At 74.7% G+C, this 25,160-nt stretch carries 24 protein-coding genes; 1 reads left to right on the forward strand and 23 read right to left on the reverse strand.

What is annotated here, in order from left to right:
- Positions 1-72 precede the first annotated feature (72 nt).
- The 23 genes from ACFT55_RS07405 to dacB all read right to left on the reverse strand — a co-directional run bounded on the left by ACFT55_RS07405 (position 73) and on the right by dacB (position 24,540).
- Entirely contained in the window at positions 73-813 is a 741-nt protein-coding gene (locus ACFT55_RS07405; RefSeq protein WP_380243161.1) for a phosphoglyceromutase, read from the reverse strand.
- 80 nt (positions 814-893) lie between these two features.
- Entirely contained in the window at positions 894-1,334 is a 441-nt protein-coding gene (locus ACFT55_RS07410; protein WP_380243163.1) for a nitroreductase family deazaflavin-dependent oxidoreductase, read from the reverse strand.
- A gap of 99 nt (positions 1,335-1,433) precedes the next feature.
- On the reverse strand, positions 1,434-2,783 hold the full coding sequence (gene mshA, locus ACFT55_RS07415) for a D-inositol-3-phosphate glycosyltransferase (RefSeq protein WP_380243165.1): 1,350 nt from the start codon (positions 2,781-2,783) through the stop codon (positions 1,434-1,436).
- A complete protein-coding gene (locus ACFT55_RS07420) occupies positions 2,783-3,874 on the reverse strand; it encodes a lactonase family protein (protein ID WP_380243167.1) in 1,092 nt (363 codons plus the stop codon). The genes mshA and ACFT55_RS07420 overlap by 1 nt, the downstream gene beginning before the upstream one ends.
- Positions 3,875-3,977: 103 nt before the next feature.
- Positions 3,978-4,313: an Lsr2 family protein gene (locus ACFT55_RS07425; protein ID WP_380243169.1), complete on the reverse strand. Its 336-nt coding sequence runs from the start codon at positions 4,311-4,313 to the stop codon at positions 3,978-3,980.
- A 103-nt stretch (positions 4,314-4,416) separates the two neighbouring features.
- Entirely contained in the window at positions 4,417-4,581 is a 165-nt protein-coding gene (locus tag ACFT55_RS07430) for a hypothetical protein (RefSeq protein WP_380243171.1), read from the reverse strand.
- Positions 4,582-4,595: 14 nt separating this feature from the next.
- Entirely contained in the window at positions 4,596-6,134 is a 1,539-nt protein-coding gene (lysS, locus tag ACFT55_RS07435; protein ID WP_380243174.1) for a lysine--tRNA ligase, read from the reverse strand.
- Between the two features lie 22 nt (positions 6,135-6,156).
- On the reverse strand, positions 6,157-7,038 hold the full coding sequence (nadC, locus tag ACFT55_RS07440; protein WP_380243192.1) for a carboxylating nicotinate-nucleotide diphosphorylase: 882 nt from the start codon (positions 7,036-7,038) through the stop codon (positions 6,157-6,159).
- 405 nt (positions 7,039-7,443) lie between these two features.
- Positions 7,444-9,156 (reverse strand): L-aspartate oxidase, encoded by a 1,713-nt coding sequence (locus tag ACFT55_RS07445; protein WP_380243176.1) that lies wholly within the window; start codon positions 9,154-9,156, stop codon positions 7,444-7,446.
- 34 nt (positions 9,157-9,190) lie between these two features.
- Complete coding sequence (panD, locus tag ACFT55_RS07450; RefSeq protein WP_380243193.1) at positions 9,191-9,604, reverse strand: aspartate 1-decarboxylase; 414 nt, start codon at positions 9,602-9,604, stop codon at positions 9,191-9,193.
- Positions 9,605-9,638: 34 nt separating this feature from the next.
- Positions 9,639-10,571, reverse strand: coding sequence for a pantoate--beta-alanine ligase (panC, locus tag ACFT55_RS07455; protein ID WP_380243178.1), 933 nt, complete (start codon positions 10,569-10,571; stop codon positions 9,639-9,641).
- On the reverse strand, positions 10,568-11,605 hold the full coding sequence (locus tag ACFT55_RS07460; RefSeq protein WP_380243180.1) for a Rossmann-like and DUF2520 domain-containing protein: 1,038 nt from the start codon (positions 11,603-11,605) through the stop codon (positions 10,568-10,570). The genes panC and ACFT55_RS07460 overlap by 4 nt, the downstream gene beginning before the upstream one ends.
- Positions 11,602-13,215, reverse strand: a complete 1,614-nt coding sequence (locus ACFT55_RS07465) for a PH domain-containing protein (protein WP_380243182.1) — start codon at positions 13,213-13,215, stop codon at positions 11,602-11,604. The genes ACFT55_RS07460 and ACFT55_RS07465 overlap by 4 nt, the downstream gene beginning before the upstream one ends.
- Complete coding sequence (locus ACFT55_RS07470) at positions 13,212-13,736, reverse strand: PH domain-containing protein (RefSeq protein WP_380243184.1); 525 nt, start codon at positions 13,734-13,736, stop codon at positions 13,212-13,214. Before ACFT55_RS07470 ends, ACFT55_RS07465 begins: the two co-directional genes overlap by 4 nt.
- A 54-nt stretch (positions 13,737-13,790) precedes the next feature.
- Positions 13,791-14,279, reverse strand: coding sequence for a DUF3180 domain-containing protein (locus tag ACFT55_RS07475; protein WP_380243185.1), 489 nt, complete (start codon positions 14,277-14,279; stop codon positions 13,791-13,793).
- Between the two features lies 1 nt (position 14,280).
- Positions 14,281-16,374, reverse strand: a complete 2,094-nt coding sequence (gene folK / locus ACFT55_RS07480) for a 2-amino-4-hydroxy-6-hydroxymethyldihydropteridine diphosphokinase (RefSeq protein ID WP_380243186.1) — start codon at positions 16,372-16,374, stop codon at positions 14,281-14,283.
- A complete protein-coding gene (gene folP / locus ACFT55_RS07485; RefSeq protein ID WP_380243194.1) occupies positions 16,371-17,345 on the reverse strand; it encodes a dihydropteroate synthase in 975 nt (324 codons plus the stop codon). The genes folK and folP overlap by 4 nt, the downstream gene beginning before the upstream one ends.
- Positions 17,346-17,353: 8 nt before the next feature.
- Positions 17,354-17,941 carry a GTP cyclohydrolase I FolE gene (gene folE, locus ACFT55_RS07490; protein WP_380243195.1) on the reverse strand — a complete coding sequence of 196 codons (588 nt, stop codon included), beginning with the start codon at positions 17,939-17,941 and terminating at the stop codon, positions 17,354-17,356.
- 23 nt (positions 17,942-17,964) lie between these two features.
- A complete protein-coding gene (gene ftsH / locus ACFT55_RS07495) occupies positions 17,965-20,037 on the reverse strand; it encodes an ATP-dependent zinc metalloprotease FtsH (protein WP_380243187.1) in 2,073 nt (690 codons plus the stop codon).
- A gap of 113 nt (positions 20,038-20,150) precedes the next feature.
- Positions 20,151-20,702, reverse strand: coding sequence for a hypoxanthine phosphoribosyltransferase (hpt, locus tag ACFT55_RS07500; protein WP_380243188.1), 552 nt, complete (start codon positions 20,700-20,702; stop codon positions 20,151-20,153).
- Positions 20,703-20,704: 2 nt separating this feature from the next.
- Positions 20,705-21,892 carry a tRNA lysidine(34) synthetase TilS gene (gene tilS / locus ACFT55_RS07505; RefSeq protein WP_380243189.1) on the reverse strand — a complete coding sequence of 396 codons (1,188 nt, stop codon included), beginning with the start codon at positions 21,890-21,892 and terminating at the stop codon, positions 20,705-20,707.
- A gap of 19 nt (positions 21,893-21,911) precedes the next feature.
- Positions 21,912-23,012 carry a zinc-dependent metalloprotease gene (locus tag ACFT55_RS07510; protein ID WP_380243190.1) on the reverse strand — a complete coding sequence of 367 codons (1,101 nt, stop codon included), beginning with the start codon at positions 23,010-23,012 and terminating at the stop codon, positions 21,912-21,914.
- A 109-nt stretch (positions 23,013-23,121) separates the two neighbouring features.
- A complete protein-coding gene (dacB, locus tag ACFT55_RS07515; RefSeq protein ID WP_380243191.1) occupies positions 23,122-24,540 on the reverse strand; it encodes a D-alanyl-D-alanine carboxypeptidase/D-alanyl-D-alanine-endopeptidase in 1,419 nt (472 codons plus the stop codon).
- A gap of 192 nt (positions 24,541-24,732) precedes the next feature.
- Between dacB and ACFT55_RS07520 the strand changes: the two genes are divergently transcribed.
- Positions 24,733-25,160 (forward strand): inorganic diphosphatase (locus tag ACFT55_RS07520; protein WP_380243196.1); only part of this gene is annotated, 428 nt, incomplete at its 3' end.

The following is a 25,160-nucleotide window of genomic DNA, read 5'->3' on the forward strand; positions in this document are numbered from 1 at the left end:
ACCCCGTGGGGTGCGGCGCCGTGCGCGGGCTCGTCGGGCGACGTGCCGATGCTGTGCGTGCTGACTGGCTGGTTACTTGCCCTGGTTCGCGACGGCCGCGATGGCGTCCTTCGCAGCCTCGGGGTCGAGGTACGTGCCGCCCGGGTTGGTCGGCTTCAGGGTCTCCTCGTCGAGCTCGTACACCAGCGGGATGCCCGTGGGGATGTTGAGCCCGGCGATGGTCTGGTCGTCGACGCCGTCGAGGTGCTTGACGATCGCGCGCAGCGAGTTGCCGTGCGCCGCGACGAGGACGGTCTTGCCGGCCTGGAGGTCGGGCACGATCTCGCCGTCCCAGTACGGCAGGGCCCGCTCGAGCACCTGCTTGAGGGCCTCCGAGCGCGGGATGGGCTCGCCGGCGTAACGCACGTCGGCGTCCTGCGAGAACTCCGAGCCCAGCTCGATCTCGGGCGGCGGCACGTCGTAGGAGCGGCGCCAGAGCATGAACTGCTCCTCGCCGTACTGGTCGCGCACCTGCTTCTTGTCCTTGCCCTGCAGGTCACCGTAGTGGCGCTCGTTGAGGCGCCAGTTGCGCTTGACCGGGATCCAGTGACGGTCCGCGGCGTCGAGCGCCAGGTTCGCCGTGTTGATGGCGCGGCGCAGCAGCGACGTGTGCACGACGTCGGGGGTGACACCCGACTCCTTGAGCAGCTCGCCGCCGCGCTTGGCCTCCGCGGTGCCCTTCTCCGACAGCGGCACGTCCACCCAGCCGGTGAAGAGGTTCTTGGCGTTCCACTCGCTCTCGCCATGGCGGAGCAGCACGAGGGTGTAGGTCATGGGTCCATCCTGCCTGCTGGACGCCGGCGCCCGCACCGCGGGTCGGATCCCGGGACGCCGGCGTCCGGCCGGGCGTGCCCTCAGGAGCCGGCGCGCTCGAGGACCAAGACGGGGATCTCGCGGTCCGTCTTGCGCTGGTAGTCGGCGTAGTCCGGGTACGCGGCGACGCACCGCTCCCACCACAGCGCCTTCTCCTCACCCGTGATCTCGCGCGCGACGTACTCGTGCTTCTCCGGGCCGTCCTGCAGCTCCACCCGCGGGTTCGCGACGACGTTGTAGTACCAGACGGGGTGCTTCGGGGCGCCGCCCAGCGACGCGACGACGGCGTACTCGCCGTCGTGCTCCACCCGCATCAGCGGCGTCTTGCGGAGCTTGCCGCTCTTCGCGCCCACGGTCGTGAGGATGACGACGGGCATGCCGCGCATCGTCGTGCCCTTCGTCCCGCCGGACGACTCGTACTCCTCGACCTGCTTGGCGGCACGAGCGGACGGGCTGGGTGCGTACTCTCCGGTGATCGGCATACCCGGTCCAATTGCCGGCCCCAGCGATCCATTCCCGTGCTACCTCGGCAGGAACCCCACTACCTCGGCACGGCCTGCACTACCTCGGCACGGCCTGGACTACCTCGGCGAGCGCGCGCGGTGCACCTTCGCCGCCTGCGCGTACACGTCGAGCATGGCCGCGGCGGCGCGGTCCCAGCTGAACCGCTCGCTGGCGCGGCGGGCGCCGGCGGCGAGGCGGTCGCGGCGCTCGTCGTCGGCGAGGAGGTCGCCGAGCTCGCGCGCCCACGTCCACGGGCTGTGGTCGGGCACCAGGACGCCGGAGACGCCGTCCACCACGACGGTCTGCAGGCCGCCCACCGCGGCGGCGACGACGGGCGTGCCCGCCGCCTGCGCCTCGGCGGCCACCAGGCCGAACGACTCGTTGTGCGACGGCACCGCGACGACGTCTGCCGCGCGCAGGTAGTCGACCAGCTCCTCGCGCGGCACGGGCGGACGCACGATCAGGCGGTCGGTGACGCCCACCTGGTGGGCCAGCGCCTCCAGCTCGCGCACCGCCGTCGCACGACCGCTCGCCCCGCCGAGCACGACGAGCGCCGGCACGCGAGACCCGCCGCCGTCGCACCACGCCTCGGGCTCGGTGGCGTCGCCGGTGCTGGCATGGTCGGCCAGGACGCCGAGCGCGCGGACCAGCACGTCCGGCCCCTTGAGGAGCTGGACCCGGCCCGCGAACAGCACGACCTTGCGGTCCAGCGGAAGTCCCAGCCGCTCCCGCAGCGCGCGGCGCGCGGTGGCGGCGTCCTGGCCCGGGACGGGCTCGAGCGGCCGGAAGACGTCGAGGTCCACACCGGGCGCGACGACGTGCACCCGGTCGGGGTCGGCGCGGTACTCCTGCTCGAGGTCGTGGGCCTCCTCACGCGTGGAGGCGACGAGCCCGTCGGCAGCCTCGACCACCTGCTCCTCCCCCACGACGCGCCCCACGGGCTCTGGCGCGTCCCCCGGTGCGAGGGCGGCGTTCTTGACGCGGGCCATCGTGTGCATGGTGTGCACGAGCGGGACGTCCCAGCGTTCCGCGGCCAGCCAGCCCACCTGGCCCGAGAGCCAGTAGTGGCTGTGCACGACGTCGTACCAGTGCGGCGGACGGTGCGCCTCGGCCCGCAGCACGCCGGCGGTGAAGGCGCACAGCTGGCCGGGCAGGTCGTTCTTGTCCAGCCCCTCGTACGGGCCCGCCGCGACGTGCACCACGCGGATGCCGGGCTCCACGTCCACGGACCGTGGCTGGGCGGACGACGTCGCGCGCGTGAAGATCTCGACCTCGGCACCGCGCCGGGCCAGCGCCCGCGACAGCTCCAGCACGTAGACGTTCATGCCGCCCGCGTCGCCGGTGCCCGGCTGGTCGAGCGGCGACGTGTGCACCGACAGCATCGCCACCCGGGGTCCGGGCCGCGCGGCGTCGGCCGAGGTGCTCATCAGGACTCCAGCACGCAGGCGGGCGGCGTCGGGAGGACGTGGCGCGCGACGACCTCCCCGGTCCCGGTGGCCGGGTCGAGCCGCACGGTGCCGAGCTCGCTGCGGCCCTGCAGCGCGACGACGACGGTCTCGGTGCCGTCGTCGTCGGCCGCGAGGACGGCATGGTGGCGCGGCCAGGCGCCCTCGCCGAGCGGCACGTCCGCGAGGTGCTCCAGGCGCGGCGCGGCGCCGTCTCCGGCCGGGTGCACGCGAAGCACCGCCAGCAGGTCTGCGCCGCGCACGCCGACGTGCAGGCGCGTGCCGTCCGCGCTGAGGCTCACGTGCGACGGGAAGTCCCGGCCGCCCTCGGCCGCCGGGGAGACCGGCACCGCACCGGCGGACGTCCACCCGTCGCCGTCACGCACCAGCACGTGCGCGCGGGCGTCGAGCTCGCCGACCACGACGAGCGACCCGTCTGCGAGCGCGACGAGATGACGCGGGCCGGTGCCGGGCGGCAGGACGGCGGCGACCTCCGCGGGGGCGCCGGCGTCCGCGCCCGTCGCCGGGTAGCGCCGCAGCACGTCCGCGCCGAGGTCGCACACGAGGACGTCGTCGCCGGCGGCGGCCACGAAGTGCGCGTGCGGGCCCGCCTGCCGTTCCACGACCGGGCCGCTGCCGACGCCGGGGTGCGTGACGACCCCCTCCGCGGCGAGGTCTCCCGTCGCCGCGTCGACCGGCACGGCCGCCGCCACGCCGTCGCCGTAGTTCGCCAGCCAGACGACGTCACGGCGGGCCAGCACGTGGCACGGGTCGTCGCCGCCGGACGCGATCGAGCCCGACGGCGCGAGGGTGGCGGCGCCGTCGGCGTCCTCGACCCGGAACGCCGTGAGCGTCCCTGCGGGCGTCTCCCCCACCGCGTAGAGCGTGCGCCCGGAGGGGTGCAGTGCGAGGAAGGAGGACGAGGTGGCGGCCACGGTCGCGACCGCCGAGGCGACCGAGCCGTCGGGCCGGTCCAGCTCGACGCGCCAGATGCTCTCCCCGCTGCCCGGCGCGGCGCCCGGCTCCGGATAGGTGCCGACCCAGAGCTGCGCCCGAGCGCCCGTTCCCGTCATGGCCTCAGCCTATGACCGCGCCGCAGCCGGCGGAACGCGCACGACCCCCGGCCGGAGCCCGGCCAGGGGTCGTGCCTGCGGGGTGCCCGCGTGGTGCGACGAGTCAGTGCGCGGCCTCGTAGGCGGTCAGCACCGCCGCGGGGATGCGGCCCCGGTCGCTCACGTTGTGGCCGTTCTCGCGGGCCCACTCGCGGACCTTCGCGAGCTGCGCACGGTCGGTGCCGGTGCGGCGTGCGGCGGAGCGGGTGGCACCGCCGAGCCGAGCCGTGGTCTTGCGGCCGTGCCCGATCCAGGTGGCGAACGCGTCACGAAGCTCGGACGCGTGCGCGGACGTGAGGTCGATCTCGTAAGAGACGCCGTCGAGCGCGAACGTCACGGTCTCGTCCGCTTCGCTCCCGTCGATATCGTCGATCAGGACGATCTGCTGCTTCTGAACCACGTGAATGCCTTCCGGTCATGAAGAGATGACGTCACAAAGAATGCCTTCGTCTTCACCGGAAAGTCAACGCGAATCGCGCACGGCGCACGACCTCGCGAAGTCTTCAGTGCGATTCTGCCCGCGCCGCCGCCTCTTCGGCGTCCAGGCGCTCGAGCGCGAGACGCTCGTTCCGGTCGGCATGCATGATCTTGCGCATCGCCAGCCAGAAGAGCAGGCCGACCCCGACGGACGGGGCGAGCCCGGCCATGATCGCGAGAAAAGTGTCCATGATCTGACTTTCGTTCAGGCCGTCGGCTTGACGAGCGGGAAAAGGATGGTCTCGCGGATACCGAGCCCCGTGAGCGCCATCAGAAGTCGGTCGAGACCCATGCCCATGCCTCCCGACGGCGGCATCGCGTGCTCCATGGCGGTGAGGAAGTCCTCGTCGAGGGCCATCGCCTCGTCGTCGCCCGCCGCGGCGAGGAGCGCCTGCGCCTCGAAACGCTGCCGCTGGACCACCGGGTCCACGAGCTCGGAGTACCCCGTGGCCAGCTCGAAACCGCGCACGTACAGGTCCCACTTCTCCACCTGGCCGGGCACCGTGCGGTGCGCACGCACCAGGGGCGACGTCTCGACGGGGAAGTCGCGCACGAACGTGGGCGCGTAGAGCGCGTCACCCACGTGGTGCTCCCACAGCTCCTCGACCAGCTTGCCGTGGTTCACCTTCTTGGGGTCCACCGAGATCTCGGCCTTCTCCGCCAGGTCGGTGAGATGCTCGACCGTGGTGTCGGGAGTGATCTCCTCACCGATCGCCTCGGAGAGCGAGCCGTACATCGTGATCTGCGCCCATTCGCCGCCGAGGTCGTACTCCTCGCCGTCGGGAAGGGTGACGACCGTGGTGCCGAGAACCTCGAGCGCGGCCCGCTGCACAAGATCCTGCGTCAGAGCACCGATCGTGTTGTAGTCGCCGTACGCCTCATAGGCCTCGAGCATCGCGAACTCCGGCGAGTGCGTGGAGTCGGCGCCCTCGTTGCGGAAGTTGCGATTGATCTCGAAGACCTTCTCGATTCCGCCCACGACGGCCCGCTTGAGGAAGAGCTCCGGCGCGATCCGCAGGAAGAGGTCGATGTCATAGGCATTCATGTGCGTGCGGTAAGGCCGCGCGGACGCCCCCGACGCGATGGTCTGCAGCATCGGGGTCTCGATCTCGAGGAATCCGCGCTCGTGGAAGTTGTCGCGCAGGGAGCGCACGACCCCCGCACGGGTGCGCACCATCTCGCGGGCGGCGGGGCGCGCGATGAGGTCGACGTACCGCTGGCGGACGCGGGCCTCCTCCGACAGGTCCTTGTGCAGCACCGGAAGCGGGCGCAGCGCCTTGGCCGCCATCTGCCAGGAGTCGGCGAACACGCTCAGCTCGCCGCGGCGCGACGAACCGACCCGGCCGTGGACGAACAGGTGGTCGCCCAAGTCGACGTCGGACTTGAACGACGCGAGCGACTCCTCGCCCACCTCCTTGAGGCTGAGCATCGCCTGCAGGCGACGCCCCTCGCCGTCCTGGAGAGTGACGAAGCAGAGCTTGCCCGTGTTGCGCAGGAAGACGACACGGCCGGCGACGCCGACGACGTCGTCCGTCTCCTGACCTGCCTCGAGGTGCTCGTAGCCCTCGCGCACCGCCGCGATCGAGTGCGTCACCGGCAGGCTGACGGGGTAGGGCTCGACGCCCTGGTCGAGCAGCCGGTCGCGCTTCTCCCGGCGCACGCGCATCTGCTCCGGGAGGTCGTCCGTGGCTGCGGCAGGGTCGACGTCAGGCACGGCGGAGGCGGGGTTCTGCGGGGAGGTCACCCAGTGATTCTACGAGCGATCTCTAGGGGCGAAGGTCGAGCGCCAGGTCGAGGATCGGGGCCGAGTGCGTGAGCCCGCCCACGGACAGGTAGTCGACGCCGGTCGAGGCGACCTCGCGGGCACGGTCGAGGGTGAGGTTGCCGGTCGCCTCCAGCTCGACGTGCTCCGGCACGCCGCCCACGCCCTGCCGTGCGCGGACGGCCGCCACGGTCGCGCCGAGGACGGGCGTCGGCATGTTGTCGAGCAGCAGGAAGTCCGCCCCGGCGTCGAGCGCTTCCAGCGCCTGGTCGGTGGTGTCGGCCTCGACCTGGACCAGCACGTCGGGGAACGTCGCGCGCACGGCGTCGATCGCGGCGCGGACCGACCCGGCGGCCACGACGTGGTTGTCCTTGACCATCGCGACGTCGTAGAGCCCCATGCGCTTGTTGGTGCCGCCGCCCGCGCGGACCGCGTACTTCTCCAGGGCGCGCAGGCCGGGCGTCGTCTTGCGGGTGTCGAGGACCTGCGCGCCCGTGCCGGCGAGCTCGCGCGACCAGGCCGCCGTCGCCGTCGCGACGCCCGACGCCCGCGAGGCCAGGTTGAGCAGGGTCCGCTCGGCGACGAGCAGCACCTGGACCGGCCCCTCGAGGGACGCCAGCACCTGCCCTCGCTCGACGGCGTCGCCGTCCTGCGCGCGGAAGGTCACCGCAGGCGTGGCCAGGCCCAGGCGCACCGCGACCTGCCGCAGGGTCTCGGTCACCACCACCAGGCCCGCGACCGTGCCCGCCGCCCGCGCCACGAGGTCCGCGGTGCCCGTGGCCGACGTCGGGACCGTGGCCTGCGTGGTCACGTCGCGGCCAGGAGCCGTGCCCAGATCCTCGTCCAGGGCGACCTCGACCGTGCGGGCGACCCACGCAGCGTCCAGGCCGGGCTCGACGGCCGAGGGCGCGACGCCGCGCGCGGAGCGGTCGTGTGCGGTGAGGTCGCGCGCAGGGCGGTCCTCTGCGGAGAGGTCGCGGTCGGGCAGGTCGCGGAGCGGGTCGGTCGCGGTCACGCTGCGCAACGCTACCGCCCACCCGGGGCACCCCCGCGAGGGAGTTCCCCACCTGCCGAGGTAGTCCCGCACGTGCCGAGGTAGTCGCGAGACTGCCGAGGTAGTCGCGAGGCTGCCGAAGTAGTGAAGTGGCCTACTACCTCACCGTGGACCGCACTACCTCGCCACGGCCCCCACTACCTCGCCGTGGACTGAACTACCTCACCAAGCCCCGAACTACCTCGCCGTGGTCCCGACTACCTCGCCGTGGTCCCGACTACCTCACCGTGAACTGAACTACCTCGCCGCGGACTGCACTATCTCGGGGGTGAGGGCTTCCTCGCGGAGGGCGCCGTCGTCGTCGAGGGCGAGGGTGACGCGGCGCTGCCAGGCCGGGTCCGGGACGGGGAAGTCGGTCCGGAAGTGTCCGCCGCGAGACTCCTGGCGCAGCCACGCGGCGTGCACCAGCGCGCTCGCGACCTGGTGCACGGTGGTGGTCTCCCACTCGGCGACCTGCGGGTCGGCGACGACGTCGTCCGTGCGGTGGGCGTCGGTGCGCACGGCGCCGAGGCTGGCCGCGGCCGTCTCGAGCGACGCGGCGGACCGCACCGGACCCGCACCTTCCGACGTCGTGCGCTGGACGCGGGAGCGTGCGGCTGCGGCGACGAGGGCCGCCCCGCCGGGGCGCTCCTCCGGGTCGGGCGCCGCCCGCAGCTCGCCGTCCTCGACCCGTTGCGCGACGTCGCGGGCCGCGCGGTGGGCGAAGACCAGGCCCTCCAGCAGGGAGTTGGACGCCAGCCGGTTGGCGCCGTGCACGCCCGTGCACGCGACCTCCCCGACGGCGTACAGGCCCGGCACGGAGGTACGGCCGCGCGCGTCCGTCACCACGCCGCCCGAGTGGTAGTGCTGCGCGGGCGCGACCGGCACCGGCTCCTCGGTCCAGTCGATGCCCTGGTCGAGGAGGCGTGCCGTGATGCTCGGGAACCGCCGGCGCAGGAAGTCCGCGCCGAGGTGCCGGGCGTCGAGCAGCACGTGGTCGGCGGACGTCGCGGCCAGACGACGCACGATGGCGTGCGCGACGACGTCGCGCGGCGCCAGCTCGGCCAGCTCGTGCTCCGCGGGCATGAAACGGTACCCGTCGACGTCGAGCAGCAGCGCGCCCTCGCCGCGGACGGCCTCGCTGATGAGCGGCTGCTGACCCTTGGCGCCGAGCCCCTGCCACAGCACCGTGGGGTGGAACTGCACGAACTCCAGGTCGCCCACGGTCGCGCCGGCGCGCAGCGCCGCCGCGATCCCGTCGCCCGTGGCGCCCGGGGGGTTGGTCGACGAGCGGAAGACCTGCCCGATACCGCCCGTGGCCAGCACCACCACGGGTGCCAGCGCGGCGCCCACGCCGTCGCGGCTGCCCGCCCCGCGCACGTGCAGCGTGACGCCCGCCGCAGGCCGGCGCCCGTCCACGCCGGGGGCGCCGGTGAGCACGTCGAGCACCAGCGCGTGCTCCAGGACCTCGATGCCCGGGTCGTCGCGCACCGCCTCGATCTGGGCCACGAGGGCCCGGGAGATCTCCGCGCCGGTGGCGTCGCCCCCGGCGTGCGCGATCCGGTCGGCACGGTGGCCGCCCTCGCGGGTGAGGGCGAGGTCGCCGTCCGGCCCGACGTCGAACGACGTGCCGCGGGCCACGAGCTCGCGCACCCGGTCCGGGCCCTCCGTGACGAGCACGCGCACGGCCTCGGGGTCGCTCAGCCCGCCGCCGGCGGCGAGCGTGTCGGTGAGGTGCGCGTCGGGGGTGTCGTCGGGGTGCAGCGCCGCGGCGATGCCGCCCTGCGCCCACACCGTGGACCCGGACGACAGCGCGCCCTTGGTGACCAGGAGCACGCGCGGCACGCGGCTGCGCAGCTCCAGCGCGGCGGTCAGGCCCGCGATCCCGGTGCCGACGACGATGGCGTCGGCGGACGTGGTCCAGCCGGGGGCGGGGGCGGCGAGCGCGCGGGCGAGCCGCGGCCCGTTCACCGGGCGGTCACCGGCGCGACGCCGCGCGAGCCCGTCACCGGACGGCCGCGAAGGGGATGCCGCTCGACTCCAGACCGAAGCCGTCTGGCACCTGCCCCGGGTCGTCGTCGAGCTCGACGATCCGGTTCTCCGGGTCGACGAAGACGACCGCCGGGGAGTACGTGCGGGCGTCGGCGTCGGCGAGCATGCCGTAGGCGATGACGATGACGGTGTCCCCCGGGTGCACCAGGTGCGCCGCCGCGCCGTTGATGCTGACCTGGCGGCCGCCGCGCTCCCCGGGGATGACGTACGTCGTCAGGCGGGCGCCGTTCGTGACGTCGACCACGTCGACCTGCTGGCCGGGGTACAGGTCCGCGGCGTCGAGCAGGTCGGCGTCGATGGTGATCGAGCCGACGTAGTGGAGGTCCGCCTGCGTGACGGTGGCGCGATGGATCTTGCCGATCATCATCGGCCGCTGCAGGGAGGCGGGGCGGTTCACGTGCTCAGTCACTGGGCTTCTCCTGTGGATTCGCGCTGCCGGCGAGGTCCACGGCCTGGTTGTCGATCAGTCGGGTGGCACCGGCACGCGCCGCCACGAGGAGGAGGGCGGACCCGCGGAAGTCCGCGGGCACCGGGTCCACGGTAGTCGGGTCGACGAGTGCCAGGTAATCCACCTCAACCCCGCCGGCCCCCTCCAGGATTCCCGACGCCGCCGCCAGCACGGCCTGCGGTCCCCCGTCGGCCGCGTCTGCGCCCGCCCGCAAGGCCCGCGACAGCGCCAGCGCCGCGGACCGCTCGTTGTCCGAGAGGTAGGCGTTCCGCGACGACATCGCGAGGCCGTCCGGCTCCCGCACGATCGGCACGCCGAGCACCTCGACGTCCACGTCCAGGTCACGCACCATGCGCCGCACCGCCAGGAGCTGCTGGGCGTCCTTCTCCCCGAACAGGGCGACGTCCGGGCGCACCAGGTGCATGAGCTTGAGCACCACGGTGAGGACGCCGTCCAGGTGCCCCGGGCGGGACTCCCCCTCCAGCACCTCGCCGACCCGGCCCGCGGACACCCGCACGATCGGGTCCCCGTCGGGGTAGACGACGTCGGGCGTGGGCGCGAACACGAGGTCCGCCCCGACGCTCGCCAGCTTCGCGACGTCCCCGTCCAGGTCACGCGGGTAGCGGTCCAGGTCCTCGCCGGCGCCGAACTGCAGCGGGTTGACGAAGATCGTCACCACGACCTGCCCGGTCGGCCCGGCCGCCTCGCGGGCCCGGCGCACCAGCTCGAGGTGCCCGTCGTGCAGCGCACCCATCGTCATGACGACGGCACGCTGGTCCGTGGGCTCCGGGCCGGAGAGCGTCCAGGACGTCAGCGCGTCGTGCAGCTGCTCGCGGGAGCGCACGACGGCGGGGGGCGCCGGGGTCGTCGGGGTCGCTGCGCTCATCGGGGCTCCTCGGGCGGGTCGGTGCGGGGCGGGTCGTGCGGGTCGCTGCGGGGCGGGTGCGGGTCGTCGGGGAGCAGCGGCGCGGGCGGTGCGAGGGCGTCCAGCAGGGTCCGCGCGGCCCGGTCGTCGATGCGGTGTGCGGCGAGCGCGCGGCTCGTGGCACCCCGCGCCAGCTCGGTGTACGAGGCGGGCACGTCGACGGCGCCCGTCCGCGCCGCGAGCGACCGCAGCACGTCGAGGTGCGTGCGCACCGTGCCGACGTCGCCCCGCGAGACCGGTCCCGTGAGAGCGCTGATCGCGCCGGGGCCCTCGCCGTCGCGCACGTCCGCGGCGCGCGTGGCGCCGTCGAGCGCGGCGGACAGCAGCGGCGCGAGGGCGCGACCGGGCTGCTCGACGCCGGCCGCCTCGAGCGCCTGCGCAGCCTGCGCGACCAGCACCACCAGGTGGTTCGCCCCGTGCGCGAGGGCCGCGTGGTACAGCCCACGGGCCTCTTCCGCGACGATCACGGGCTCGCCGCCGACCTCGACGACGAGCGCCTGGCCGATGGGCTGGACCGCGGCCGGCGCGGTCACCGCGAAGGTGCAGCCCTCCAGCCGGTGCAGGTCGAGGGACGTACCGGTGAACGTCATCGCCGGGTGCAGCGCCACCGGGATCGCGCCCGCCCGCCGTGCGGGGTCGAGCACGCCCGCGCCGTACCGGCCCGACGTGTGCACCACGAGCTGCCCGGGCTGCCACGCGCCGAGGGCGGCGAGCCCGCTCACGACGTCCGCCAGCGCGTCGTCGGGCACGGCGAGCAGCACGAGCTCGGCACGCTCCACGACCTGCTCGACCTCGAGGTGCGGGACGCCGGGCAGCAGCGTCGCGATCCGCTCCCGCGACTCCTCGCTGACGCCGCTCGCGCCGACGACGGTGTGTCCCGCCGCCCGGAGCGCGCTCCCGAGCACCGCGCCCACCCGGCCTGCGCCGACGACGCCGACCCCGAGCCGGCCCGGGCGCGCGGACGGCGGCGACTGACGGTCGTCCGGCGTGCTCATCGCGGACCCTCCATCCAGCGTTCCGGGCCCGCGTGGGCGCGGGCCTCCCGGGCGCGCGCGGACTGCTCGCCCAGCAGGCGGGCGGCCTCGTCCTCGGCCAGGTGGTAGACGACGGGGCTGATCGGGCCGGGCGTCGAGTGCAGCGCGAACGACGCGAGCCCGCGCCGACGCTGCCAGGGCCCCTGGGTGAGCCCGAGGGACTGGGTGCGCTCGTGCGGCACCACCTCGAGACGCCGCACGAACCGGCCTCCGCGCGCGAGCAGCGCGCGGCCCGTCACGGCGTACCCGTTGCGACGCCAGCTCCAGGGATCGAGCAAGCGGGCACGCCGGGGGCTGGTGACGAACCAGCGGTCCGTGCGCGCGTCGCCTGTGAGGGCCTCGTCCAGCAGCGCGAGCGTCGCGTCCGGGTCCTCGACCTCGAGGTCGGGCAGCACCAGCCACAGCGCGGTGAGCGCCTCCTCGCGAGGCCCGACGGGCAGCAGCACGTGCTGCTGCTCCCCCTCCTGTCCCTCACCGCCGCCGTAGCCGGCCACGTTGACCCGGACCCGCCACCAGTCCGGGCCGCGCCAGAACGGCCCCTGGGTGAGCGAGACGGCCTGCACGCGGCCCGGCGGGATGGTCTGCGCGCGCGTCTCCAGCAGGCCGTGGCGCAGCCGGATGCCGTCGGGCGACAGCGCCGCGCGGAAGCCGAACTCGCCGGCGAAGCGCTGGAACACGTACCCCCCGACGCCCAGGATCGCGGGCAGCGCGGAGAACAGGATGCTGACCTCGCGGGTCAGGAACACCACGACGCCCACGCCGACCAGCACGAGCACGCCGAACCACACGCCGGGCATCCGCAGCAGCGACAGCAGCAGCCGCGTCGGGGGGACCTCGTACACCTGCCGCTCGGGCGCCTCGGGCGCGACGTCCTCGGGGTCGGCAGCCTCCGGGCGCGCCTCGACGGGCTGCGGGGACGAGCGGTGGGCCGCGTCGCCGGCGCCGAGGGGGTCGACGGCGGCGTCGGACGCCTGCGGCGCTGCGGCGGCCCGTGCGTCCTCGGGGTCGGCACGGCGGGCGGCCTTGACGCCCGCCGCGCGGGCGAGCAGGTTCGCGCGCAGCTGCTGCGCGTCCGCCTCCTTGAGGAAGCCGATCGCCACGCCGGAGTCGGAGCCGCCCGCCACCTCGAGCCGCAGCTCGGCGAGGCCGAACAGGCGCGCGAGCAGCGGCTGGCGCACGTCGATCGCCTGCAGCCGATCGAGCCGCGCGTGCCGCTGCTGCCGGAACAGGATGCCCTTGCGCAGGTGCACGACGTCGTCGTCGACCGCGTACGCCGTCATGCGCCACGCCAGGGCGGCGTACCCGAAGATGATCCCGACGAGCACGACGAGGCCGAGCAGGACCATCCACCACAGGCCACGGATCTCCCCCGCCGCCTCGATCGCGCGCGCCACGTCGTCGAGCACCTGCTGGCCCGCGATGACCAGGATGGCGACCACCGCGGCCCAGCCGCGCACGAACGGCGTGACCGGGTGCACGCGACGCCACGTCAGGTCGCGCGACGCGGCGGCGGCGTTCGCGTCCGGCTCGGGGACGTGAGCCGGGGACGCGCCGGGGGTCGGAGTGCTCACAGGCCCGCCAGCCGCGCCTCGCCCCGAGCGGTGAGCCGGTCGCGCAGCCGCTCCGCCTCGTCGGGCACCAGGCCCGGGATGTCGGCGTCCGTGCCGGCCGACGCCGTGTGGAGCTGCACCTTCGCGATCCCCAGCCTCCGGTCGAGCGGGCCCGCCTCGACGTCCACGTACTGCATGCGGCCGTACGGCACGACGACGAGCGTGCGGAACATGATCCCCTTGCGGATCAGCAGGTCGTCGTCACGCTCCGCGTAGCCGACGGCGCGCACCTGGCGGGGCACCAGGAGCACCGCCCACAGCAGCAGCGCGGCCGGGAGGCCGGCCAGCAGCCAGAACCACGGGGACACGAGGACCGCGAGCAGCACGCCCGCGACGATCGGCACCGCCAGGGTGGCCGAGATCGAGATCAGACGCGCCGGGACGAGCCGCGGCGACACGCTCTGCCACGCGACGCCCGGCGGGTCGAAGGGACCGGACTGGCGCACGGCCGGATGGTCCGCGCCCGCGGGGGTGGTCGTCATGGGTCCATCCTTCCATCCGGGCGTGCTCCGTCCACATCGTCCGAGCGGCTCGGGTCACGACGGCAGCGGGTCCGCGCGCTCCTCCGTGTCGCCGCCGTCCGCGTCGTCCGACGGCGGGAGCTGGCAGAACTTCTCCACGACGAGGCCCACCACGCAGAGCACCACCGCGCACCCGGCCGCGATCGCGGACGCGATCGCCTGGTCGCGCCGCGCCTCGACCTGGAGCTGTCCGAGCACCACGAGCACGCTGGCGACGTACCGGCCGGCGAGCAGCGCGCCCGTCAGCGCCCCGGCCTTGGCCAGGACGAACGTGCGCGCCGCGCGGAGCGGGTCGAGGTCCGGCCGGTCGCCCTTCTGGTACGCGCGCACGGCCCACCCGGCCCAGAAGATGCCGCCGGCCAGCGCGAGCATGGCGACGTCCTCCACCCACGCGACCGTGGGCAGGTAGACGCCGCGCGACTCGAGCAGCCGCAGCAGCCCTGCACCGCCGACCGCCACCAGGGCGAAGACGGCTGCGAGCAGGCGGACCGAGGTACGACGCATCTCAGCGGTCGTCCTCCCCGTACAGCTCCTGCGAGAGGGACGGGCCGGGGTGCGCGCCGGGACGCGGCGCGAACGGGCCAGGCAGCGGGGGCACGCCGGCGTGCGAGGCGGGCTCCGGGGCCGGGGGCACGGGCTCGTGCCGCACCGGTCGCGACGCGATCGGGTGCGGGGCCGGCTGGTCCGGCGTGGGCTGCTCCGGCACGTACGCGACCTGGGCGAACGGCTCGGGCGCACTGGGCTCGGGCGCAACGGGCTCGGGGGCGAAGGTCTCCGGGGCGTACGCCTCCGGGGCGTACGCCTCCGGGGTGTACGCCTCCGGGGTGTACACCTCCGGGACGTACGCCTCCGGCGCAGGGGTCGGCGGCGCCGCGGGCGGAGCGAACGACGACGTGATCGGCGGGGCGGGGGCCGGCGGGACGGGCGCGGACGGCACCGGGCCAGATGAGACCGGGCCGGACGAGACCGGGGCCGACGGCACCGGGCCGGACGAGACCGGGCCGGACGAGTCCGGGGCGGACGGGACGGGCGCGTGCGGCGCGACGTCCGGCGTCACCGTGGCGAAGGGCGCGAACGGCCGGGGTGCGCGGGGATGCTCCGGCTCGGGCGGACCGAACGGGGACCCGCCGAAGGGGTCGTGGGCGGCACGAGCCTCCGCGGGCGGGTCCTCCCGACGCGGCTCGGCGGACGGCTCGGCGTGCGGGTGCGCGACCTCCGGCGCGGGCTGCTGCTCCCCGGTGTACGGGTCGGCATAGGGCTCCGCGTACGGCTCGCCCGCGGGAGCGACGACCGGCGCGCCACCCGACGTGCCCTCCGGCGCCTCGGCCGGGTACGCCGCGTCGTCGTGCCCGAGGGGCGCGGACTGCGGCACGGGCGACGACGGCGCCGGGTCGGACCCGACGGACACCTGGCCGGTGCTCTGCGTGGGCCCGGTCAGCCAGTCCAGCGCGAGCCAGCGGATGCCGGCCCGGTCGGGCGCCGTCACCGCGAGCTGGCCGCCCGGGCCGCCGCCGCGCCCGCCCAGCAGTGCGTCGGGCGCCACCTCGGCCCACGGGACGAGCACGAACGCGCGCTCCTGGGCGCGGGGGTGCGGCAGCTCCAGGTCGGGGGCGCTCGCCACGAGCGTCCCGTACTGGACGATGTCGACGTCGAGCGTGCGCGGGCCCCAGCGCTCCTCGCGGACGCGCCCGTGCAGGGCCTCGACCTGCTGCGTGCTGCGCAGCAGGTCGCGCGGCGAGAGCGTGGTCCGCACGACGAGCACCGCGTTGAGGTAGTCCGGCTGCTCCGGGCCGCCGACGGCGGCGGTGCGGGCCAGCGGCGAGACCTCCATGACCTGGACGCCCGGGAGACGGTCCACGTCGGTCACGGCCTGGCGCAGCGTGACCTGCGCGTCGCCGAGGTTGGCCCCGAGGGCCAGCACGGCCTCGACCGGTTCGGCGGGCGTCGCGTCCAGCGGGTCCGCGGGAGGCGTCGGCGCGACCGGCTCGGCAGCCGTCGCGGCGACGACGGGCGCGGGCGGCACCGGCGCGTGCGGGGGCTCGGGGTGCGCAGGCTCAGGCTGGGGAGGCTCAGGGTGCAGGGGCTCGGGCTGCAAAGGCTCGGGCTGCGAAGAGTCCGGGGCGGCCGCCGCCACCGCCGCGACGGCAGGGGCGGCCTCGGCCGGCTGGGCCGCCGGTGCCGCGGGCACGACCGCCGGGCGCGACCGGTCGCGACGGACCACGACCGCCACGTCGTCGAACGGCACCGGGATGGGCGCCTGCGGCTTGTGCACGCGCACGTCCACGGCCTGCACGGCCGGGTGCGCCAGCACGACGGCGGCGATCCGCTCGGCCACCGTCTCCACGAGGTCGGCCGGGGAGCCCGCGAGGACGTCGTGCACCTCGTGCGCGACGTCGGCGTAGCTCACGGTCTGCGCGAGGTCGTCGGACGACGCGGCGGCGCGGGTGTCCAGGTGCAGCACGACGTCGGCGCTGAAGACCTGGCCGTCGGTGCGCTCGTGCGCGAGCACCCCGTGGTGGCCGGTCGCCGTGACGCCGGCGAGGCGGATCTGGTCGAGCGGCTGTCCGTCCGGTCCTGGAACGGCTGCGGCGAAGGTCACGAGAGGCCCTCCTCATCGGCGGCGGAACGGGGCCCGTCCACGGCTTCGGTGCTGTGTGCCGGTGCGGTCATCCCGGCATCCTCCATGCCACGGGTGGCCGCCGTCCAGGCGTCCGCGACACGGACGGCGTCCGCGTTGGCCCGGGCGGAGTGGACGCGGACCGCCCACGCGCCCGCCGCGGCGGACAGCGCGGAGACGGCCGCGGTGGCGTGGTCCCGCTCGAGCGGCGGTGCGGGCCGGTCGTCCGGCAGGCCTCGCGTGCCCTCCAGCAGGTGGCCCAGGAACCGCTTGCGCGACGCCCCCACGAGGACGGGCCGACCGAGCGAGTGCAGGGCGTCCAGGTGGGACAGGATCGGCCAGTTCAGGACACCGGCCTTGGAGAAGCCGAGGCCCGGGTCGAGCACCACCTGCTCGGCGTCGACGCCCACGGCCAGCAGGGCGTCCATGCGCTGCGCGAGCTCGTCGCGCACCTCGGTCACGACGTCGTCGTACACCTCGAGGCTGTCCATCACGTCCGCGTGGCCGCGCCAGTGCATCGCGACGTACGCCACGCCCGTGTCGGCCACGACGTGACCCATCCGCGGGTCGGCGAGTCCGCCCGAGACGTCGTTGACGATCCGCGCGCCCGCGGCGACGGCGCGCTCCGCGACGGTCGAGCGCGTCGTGTCCACCGACACCACGGCACCGTGCGCCGCGAGCCGCTCGATCACCGGGAGCACGCGGCGCAGCTCCTCGGACTCGTCCACGCGGGCGGCGCCGGGCCGCGTCGACTCGCCGCCGACGTCGAGGATCTCCGCGCCCTCGGCCAGGAGGTCGAGACCGTGCTGCACACCGGCGTCGGGCTCGAACCACTCCCCGCCGTCCGAGAACGAGTCGGGCGTGATGTTCACGACGCCCATGACGAGGCACCGGCCGACGCCGGACAGCTGCGGCAGCCCCGCGACGAGCGCGTCGCGCGGGTGCGCGGCCATCGGCGATGTCACCGCCCCGTGACGAGGCTCATCGCCTCGGCGCGCGTGCTCGCGTTCTGCATGATGCCCCGCACCGCGGACGTCACCGTGCGCGAGCCCGGCTTGCGCACCCCGCGCATCGACATGCACAGGTGCTCGCACTCCACGACCACCAGGACGCCGCGCGGCTCGAGGAGGCGCACCATCGCGTCCGCCACCTGCGTCGTGAGGCGCTCCTGGACCTGCGGCCGGCGCGCGTACACGTCGACGAGGCGTGCCAGCTTCGACAGGCCGGTGATGCGCCCTTCCGTGCTCGGGATGTAGCCCACGTGGGCGACCCCGTGGAACGGCACCAGGTGGTGCTCGCACGTCGAGTACACCTCGATGTCGCGCACCAGCACCATCTCCTCGTGACCGAGGTCGAAGGTGGTGGTCAGCACGTCCTCCGGCTCCTGGCGCAGGCCGGCGAAGATCTCCTGGTAGGCGCGCGCCACGCGGGCGGGAGTCTCCTTGAGGCCTTCCCGGTCGGGGTCCTCCCCGACCGCCAGCAGCAGCTCGCGGACGGCAGCCTCGGCGCGGGCCGCGTCGTACGGGGGCACGTCCGCGGCCGCGCGCATGCCCAGGTCCGTCACCGGATCGGTCACCGGTGCTCCCCTGCCGCCGGGGGCTCCGTGTCCGTGCCGATACCGGGGCCGGCCTCCTGCAGGTCGCCCTGGCCACCGACCGCGGCGGCCTCGTCCTGCGGCACCACGGACTGCCCGTTGCCGTTGGACGCGGCGCGCTCGGCGTCGGTCATGATCGGGCCGCGCGTGTGCACGGTGCGCTGCTCGCTGGACAGCCACACGTCCCGCGGCTCGCGCTTGACCACGGGCGCGAAGACGTCGGCCAGCTCGGCCTGGTTGAGCGTCTCCTTCTCCAGCAGGCGCAGCACCAGCTCGTCGAGCACGTCGCGGTACTGGGTGAGCACCTCCCACGCCTCGTCGTGCGCGGCCTCGACGAGCTTGCGCACCTCGTGGTCCACGGTGCCGGCGACGGCCTCGGAGTAGTCCCGCTGGTGGCCCATGTCGCGGCCCAGGAACGGCTCGCCCGAGCCGCTGCCGAGCTTGATGGCGCCGACCTTCTCGCTCATGCCGTACTCCGTGACCATCTTGCGCGCGGTCGCGGTCGCCTTCTCGATGTCGTTGCTCGCGCCCGTGGTCGGGTCGTGGAAGACGATCTCCTCGGCCACCCGGCCGCCCATCGCGTAGGCGAGCTGGTCGAGCAGCTCGTTGCGCGTGGTGGAGTACTTGTCCTCCATCGGCATGACCATCGTGTAGCCGAGGGCCCGGCCGCGCGGCAGGATCGTCACCTTCGTGACGGGGTCCGTGTACCGCATCGCCGCCGCGACCAGGGCGTGGCCGCCCTCGTGGTACGCGGTGATCTTCTGCTCCTTGACCTTCATCACGCGGGTGCGCTTCTGCGGCCCGGCGATGACGCGGTCGATCGCCTCGTCCAGCGCGCGGTCGTCGATGAGCTGCGCGCCGCTGCGGGCGGTGAGCAGCGCGGCCTCGTTGAGGACGTTCGCCAGGTCCGCACCGGTGAACCCCGGCGTGCGGCGCGCGACGGCGGCGAGGTCGATCGTGTCGACCATCGGCTTGCCCTGCGCGTGCACGTGGAGGATGTGCTCGCGGCCCTTGAGGTCGGGCGCCTCGACGGCCACCTGCCGGTCGAAGCGGCCCGGACGCAGCAGCGCCGGGTCGAGGATGTCGGGACGGTTGGTCGCCGCGATGAGGATGACGTTCGTCTTGACGTCGAAGCCGTCCATCTCGACGAGCATCTGGTTCAGCGTCTGCTCGCGCTCGTCGTGGCCGCCGCCCATGCCGGCGCCGCGGTGGCGGCCGACGGCGTCGATCTCGTCGACGAAGATGATCGCGGGAGCGTTGTTCTTGGCCTGCTCGAACAGGTCACGCACGCGGGACGCGCCGACGCCGACGAACATCTCGACGAAGTCCGAGCCGGAGATCGAGTAGAACGGCACCCCGGCCTCGCCGGCGACGGCGCGGGCCAGCAGGGTCTTGCCGGTGCCGGGCGGGCCGTACAGCAGCACGCCCTTGGGGATCTTGGCGCCCACGGCCTGGAACTTGGCCGGGTCCTCGAGGAACTCCTTGATCTCCTGGAGCTCCTCGACCGCCTCGTCCACGCCGGCGACGTCCGCGAACGTCACCTGCGGCATGTCCTTGCTGATCAGCTTGGCCTTGGACTTGCCGAAGCCCATGACCCCGTTGCGCCCGCCGCCCTGCATCCGCGACAGGATGAACCAGAACACCACGCCGATGATGAGGAACGGGATGAGGAAGCCCAGCATCGAGCTCCAGAAGCTCGGCTGCGGCACCTGGGAGTCGAAGCCGTCCTTGAGGTCGGCCGACCTCACCGCCGTCGCCACCTCGTCGCCCTGCGGCTGGACGTAGAAGAACTCGACCTTGGTGCCGTGGTCCTGCTCGTCGTCCGTCCCGGCGTCGGTGACGTACTTCGTGCTCAGCTCGAGCTCGACCCGTTGCTCGCCGTCGACGACGAGGGCGTGGTCGACGGTGTCGCCGGAGAGCAGCTCGAGACCCTGTGAGGTCTCGATCCGCGACACCCGGTCGGTGCTGAACGCGCTGAAGGCCAGCGAGACGAGCACGAGGCCGACCACGATCCAGATGATCGGGCCGCTCAGGATCTTCTTGATGTTCATCGGCGACGGGGTCGGTGCCCCGCTTCCCTTCCGTCGGGCAACGTGTGGTTCACGACGCTACACGCCGAGTGTGGACGAACCGTGGGTGTTCGCCCAGGGCGCGACGGCGCCCGTCAGCTGTAGACGTGCGGCGCGAGCGTGCCGACGAACGGCAGGTTGCGGTACTTCTCGGCGTAGTCGAGGCCGTAGCCCACGACGAACTCGTTGGGGATGTCGAAGCCCACGTAGCGCACGTCCACGTCGACCTTCGCCGCGTCCGGCTTGCGCAGCATCGCTGCGATCTCCACCGACTGCGGGCCGCGCGAACGCAGGTTCGCGACCAGCCAGGAGAGCGTGAGACCGGAGTCGATCACGTCCTCCACGATGAGCACGTTGCGGCCCGTGAGGTCGGCGTCGAGGTCCTTGAGGATGCGCACGACGCCGGACGACTTGGTGCCCGACCCGTACGAGGAGACCGCCATCCAGTCCATGTGCACCGGGTGGTGCAGCCGCCGCGCGAGGTCCGCCATCACCATGACCGCCCCCTTGAGCACACCGACCAGGAGCAGGTCCTTGCCTGCGTAGTCGGCGTCGATCTGCCCGGCGATCTCGTCGAGCTTGGAGCTGATCTGCTCCTCGGTGAGCAAGATGTTGGCGAGGTCGCCAGAGACGTCCGACTGGTCCACGGTCACTCCTGGAGGGAACGGGTTGGGGCTGGGGGTCGCACCGTCCGGGCCGGATCGGGCCCGGCGGGTCGCAGGTAGAGCCTGCCACACGCCCGGAGCGCGCGAGCGTCGCCCGGCAGGTGGACGGCACCCTGCCCACGCCACGAGACGACGAGCGCGTCGAGCGCGTCCACGTGCCGCGCCGTCGTCGCCCCCGGGGGGCACCCGACCGCGAGGGCGGCCGCTCGCAGCGCACGCCTCCGCAGGGCGGCCGGCGCCGCGGCGAGCGTCCCGGCGTCGAGCACGACGTCGCCGGCGGACGGCCCGTCCGGCGGGTCGCCCCCGGTCGCGCCGGCCGTGGCGAGCAGGTCGGCGGCCAGGGCGTCGAGCGCGTCCGCGTCGTCGCGCAGCTGGTCGGCGGTGCGCGCGAGCGCCGGGACGACGCCGGGCCCCAGCGCGGCCTCCAGCGCGGGGACGACGGCGCCGCGCACCCGGGTGCGGGCGGGCACCGCCGCGTCGACGACGGCGTCGCCCCCGGCCCCGGCGACCGGGAGCAGGTTGGTCGGGTCCGTCCAGAACTCCACGCCGACGGCGGCGCACACCGCCTCGGTCTGCGTGCGCCGCAGGCCGAGGAACGGTCGCACGTAGCGGCCGCGGCGGCGCGGCATGCCCGCCAGCGACCGCGCCCCGCTGCCCCGGGCCAGCCCGAGCAGCACGGACTCCGCCTGGTCGTCCTGGGTGTGGCCGAGGAGGACGGCGACGGCGCCCGTCTCGGCCGCCGCGGCGTCGAGCGCGGCGTAACGGGCGGCGCGGGCCGCGGCCTCCGGGCCGCCGGCACCGGGGGCGTCGTCCACCTGCACGCGCCGCACGAGCACCGGGTCGAGCCCGAGCGCGCGGCAGCGGTCCGCCGCCGTCTGCGCGACGACGTCGGAACCCGGCTGCATCCCGTGGTCCACGACCACGGCCCCGGCCCGCACCGCGTCGCCGGTCGCGCGCACGGACCGTCCCACGCGCCGCGCCTCGGTCGCGGTCACCGCCGCCAGCGCGAGGCTGTCGGCGCCGCCGGAGCACGCGACGAGCACCAGCCCGTCAGGGCCCAGGACGTCGTCGCCCGGCGCGTCGGCGCCGCGCCCGCCGCTGTGCGCGAGCGCGCCGAGCTCGGCACGCACCGCCGCGCGGGCCGCCGCGAGCGCCGGGTCGACGCGGGCCACTCGTCCCCTGCCCCAGGGCTCAGCCGTGCACGCGGCGCACCCAGGCGCGCGGGTCGGCGATCTCGCGGGCGGACGGCAGGTGCGCGGGCTCGGACCAGACGGCGTTGAGCCCGTCGCGGCCGACCCGTTCCTCGACGGCGCGCACGAACGCGGCGCCGTCCCGGTACTGGGCGAGCTTGGCGTCCATGCCGAGCACGCGGCGCAGCACGACGTCCAGCGCGGGGGCGCCCTCGCCGTCGCGCCGCTTCTCGAAACGGGCACGGATGGTGCGCACGGACCGGACGACGCGCGGCCCGACGGCGTCCATCATCACGTCGGCGTGACCCTCCAGCAGGGCCATCACCGCGGTGATCTCCTGCAGCTCGCGCTGCTGGTCCGGGGCGAGGATGCCGTCGAGCGGGGTGACGAGCTCCCCGCGCAGGGCGCGCAGCAGGGTGCGGCCGACGACCGCGACCTTCTCCCGCAGCGGGGCGCGCGCCATCGCGACGGACGTCCGGGTGACGCCGCTCATCAAGTCGCCCACCCGACCCACCAGGTGGTCGGCCAGCCAGGGAGCGGTGGCGAACTGCAGGGCGTGGGTCTGCTCGTGCAGGCACACCCACAGGCGGAAGTCGCGGGGCCGCAGGCTGAGCGCCTGCTCGACCTGCAGCACGTTGGGCGCCACGAGGAGCAGCCGGCCGCGCCCGTCGGGCCCGGGAGCGCCGTACGGGTCGAACTGGCCGAGCACCCGCCCGGACAGCAGCGCGAGCAGTCCCCCGACCTCGGCGGCGCCCGCCAGCCGGGCGGCGCCGGAGGGCAGCGGCACGTCGGCCGCGACCACGGCCATCACCGGGTCGGTCATCGCGCGCATCGACTGCGCGTTCGCGCGGGTCCAGCCCGCGCGGTCCACGACGAGGACCTCGCCCAGGCCGCCGTCGGGCAGGAGGGGGGCGGCGGGCGTCATGCGCGTGACGTCGAGGACGTGCCCGACGGCGTCGCCCGCGGCGGTGCGCAGCCCGGCGACGAGCGCGTCGAGCTCGTCGCGCGGGGCGGCGGCGCCCGGGCGCGCCACCCGGGCCGCGATCTGCGCCGCCGTCGTCCAGTCCAGCAGGGGCTCGGCGGCGGGCACTGGCGTGGTCACGGGACCACGGTAGCCGGGTGCGGCACGCCTCCACGGCGTCTCGCCCTAGGAGCGTCCTCCTCCGCCGCGCTGGAAGACGGACCTGGCGCCGAGCAGACCGCACTCGTGGTTACCGCGCCGAACGGCAGCCGCAGTCCGCGAGGTCGCCGGCGAAGCCGTCGAAGATCACCCTGGCGCCGTAGGTGCCGCCGTCGGGCACCTTGTCGGCGACGGTGACGAAGACGAGCATCCGGTCGTCGGTGGTCACGACGGTGCCTGCCAGCGCGGTGACGTTCGGCAGGCTGCCGGTCTTGCCGGTGACGTAGCCGCGGCCCGGGTTCCCCTTCGGGTAGCGGTCGTGCAGGGTGCCGCTGAGCCCGGCCACCGCGAGGCCGTCGGCGACGTCGCGCAGCTCGGGTCGGTCCGGGTCGACGGCGAGCCGCAGCGCGGCCGCGAGCTGGCGCGGGGTGACCTGCGAGCCGCGGGCCAGCCCGGACAGGTCGTGCAGGACGGCGCCGTCCATGTCGATGCCGAGGTCCTCGACGGTCGCGGTCACGGCCCGCACGCCGTCCGCCCCGGTGCCGGGCAGTCCGGCGTCGATCGCGACGATGCGGCCCACGACCTCCGTGATCGCGTTGTCGGACCGGCGCAGCATGTCGCCGACCACGTCGCGCAGCGGTGCCGACTCGACGCGACCGATCTCGCGCGCGGACGACGGCGCCCGGTCGCGGGTCACGTCACCGCGGACCGTCACGCCGCGCTTCTCGAGCGCCTTCGCGAACGTGGTCGCGGCCGCCATCGCCGGGTCCTTCTCCCGCGGGGCGTACTCGTCGTCGGTCGTCCGGGCGACGTCGACGGCGAGCGCCGCGACGGGGGCCGTGTACCCGAGGGTCACGTCCTCGGCCGGCACCTTCGCGGGCACCGCCGGTCCGGTGAAGAGCGTGTCGTCGAGGCTGAGGGTGACGTCCTTGCCGGTGAGCCGCACCTGCGCGGCCACCTGGGCCGCGAGGTCCCCCAGGCCGGCGCGGCCGTTCACCTCGTCGGGGTCCCCGGCCCCGGCGGCCAGCATCATGTCGCCGCCGCCCACGAGGACGAGGTGGGAGTCGCCGTCGAGCACGACGCGCGTGGGGAGCGTCGTGTCCCCGCCCGGGCCCTCGAGCGCGGCGACGGCCGTGAACAGCTTCTGCGTGGAGGCCGGCACCATCAGCCGGTCCGGCGCGGCGGAGCCGAGCGTCTGCCCGGTGGCGGCGTCGGTGACGAGGACGCCGACCCGCTTGCCCAGCCGGTCGTCCGTCGCCAGCTCCTTCACCAGCCGGCCGACGGCGGCCGCGGTGGGCTCGGGCGCGTCGTCGGGCAGGTCGGGCAGCGCGCGCTCGGGCGCGGGGCCCTCGGTCGCACCGGGTGCCGTCGGGAACGGGGCCGCCGGGGCGGGCGGCGGGGCGGTGGTGAGCAGGCCCGGCACGACGTCGTAGGCGTCCGCCACGAGGTACCCGCCGAAGAGCACGACCACGGTCGTGACGGTGGCGCCGACGCTGGCCCGCCACCCCATGTCGTCCTCCCGAGTCCGTGAGCATCGTCACAGACCGGATCCCGTGCCGCGCTCGGTGGGTATCTTCCCACGTCCCCACCCCGAACGCGGCCGCCGCACCGGGCCGGGCGCGAGCACCCGCGCATGGCACACTTTGACAGGGCGTCCGCACCGAGCATGGCCCGACCGAGCATGTCCGAGCATGGAGGAACAGTGGAGTTCGACGTCACGATCGAGATCCCGAAGGGCCAGCGCAACAAGTACGAGGTCGACCACGAGACCGGTCGCATCCGCCTCGACCGCATGCTCTTCACCTCGACGCGCTACCCGGACGACTACGGGTTCATCGAGGGCACCCTCGGCGAGGACGGCGACCCGCTGGACGCGCTCGTGCTGCTGGAGGAGCCGACGTTCCCCGGCTGCCTGATCCGCTGCCGCGCGCTCGGCATGTTCCGCATGCGCGACGAGGCGGGCGGCGACGACAAGGTGCTCTGCGTGCCCCTGGGCGACCAGCGCGCCGCCTGGCGCCAGGACATCGACGACGTCTCCGACTTCCACCGCCTGGAGATCCAGCACTTCTTCGAGGTCTACAAGGACCTGGAGCCCGGCAAGTCCGTCGAGGGGGCCCACTGGGTGGGCCG

The organism is Isoptericola sp. NPDC057191, assembly GCF_042670225.1.
In the GTDB taxonomy this organism is placed as follows: Bacteria; Actinomycetota; Actinomycetes; order Actinomycetales; family Cellulomonadaceae; genus Isoptericola.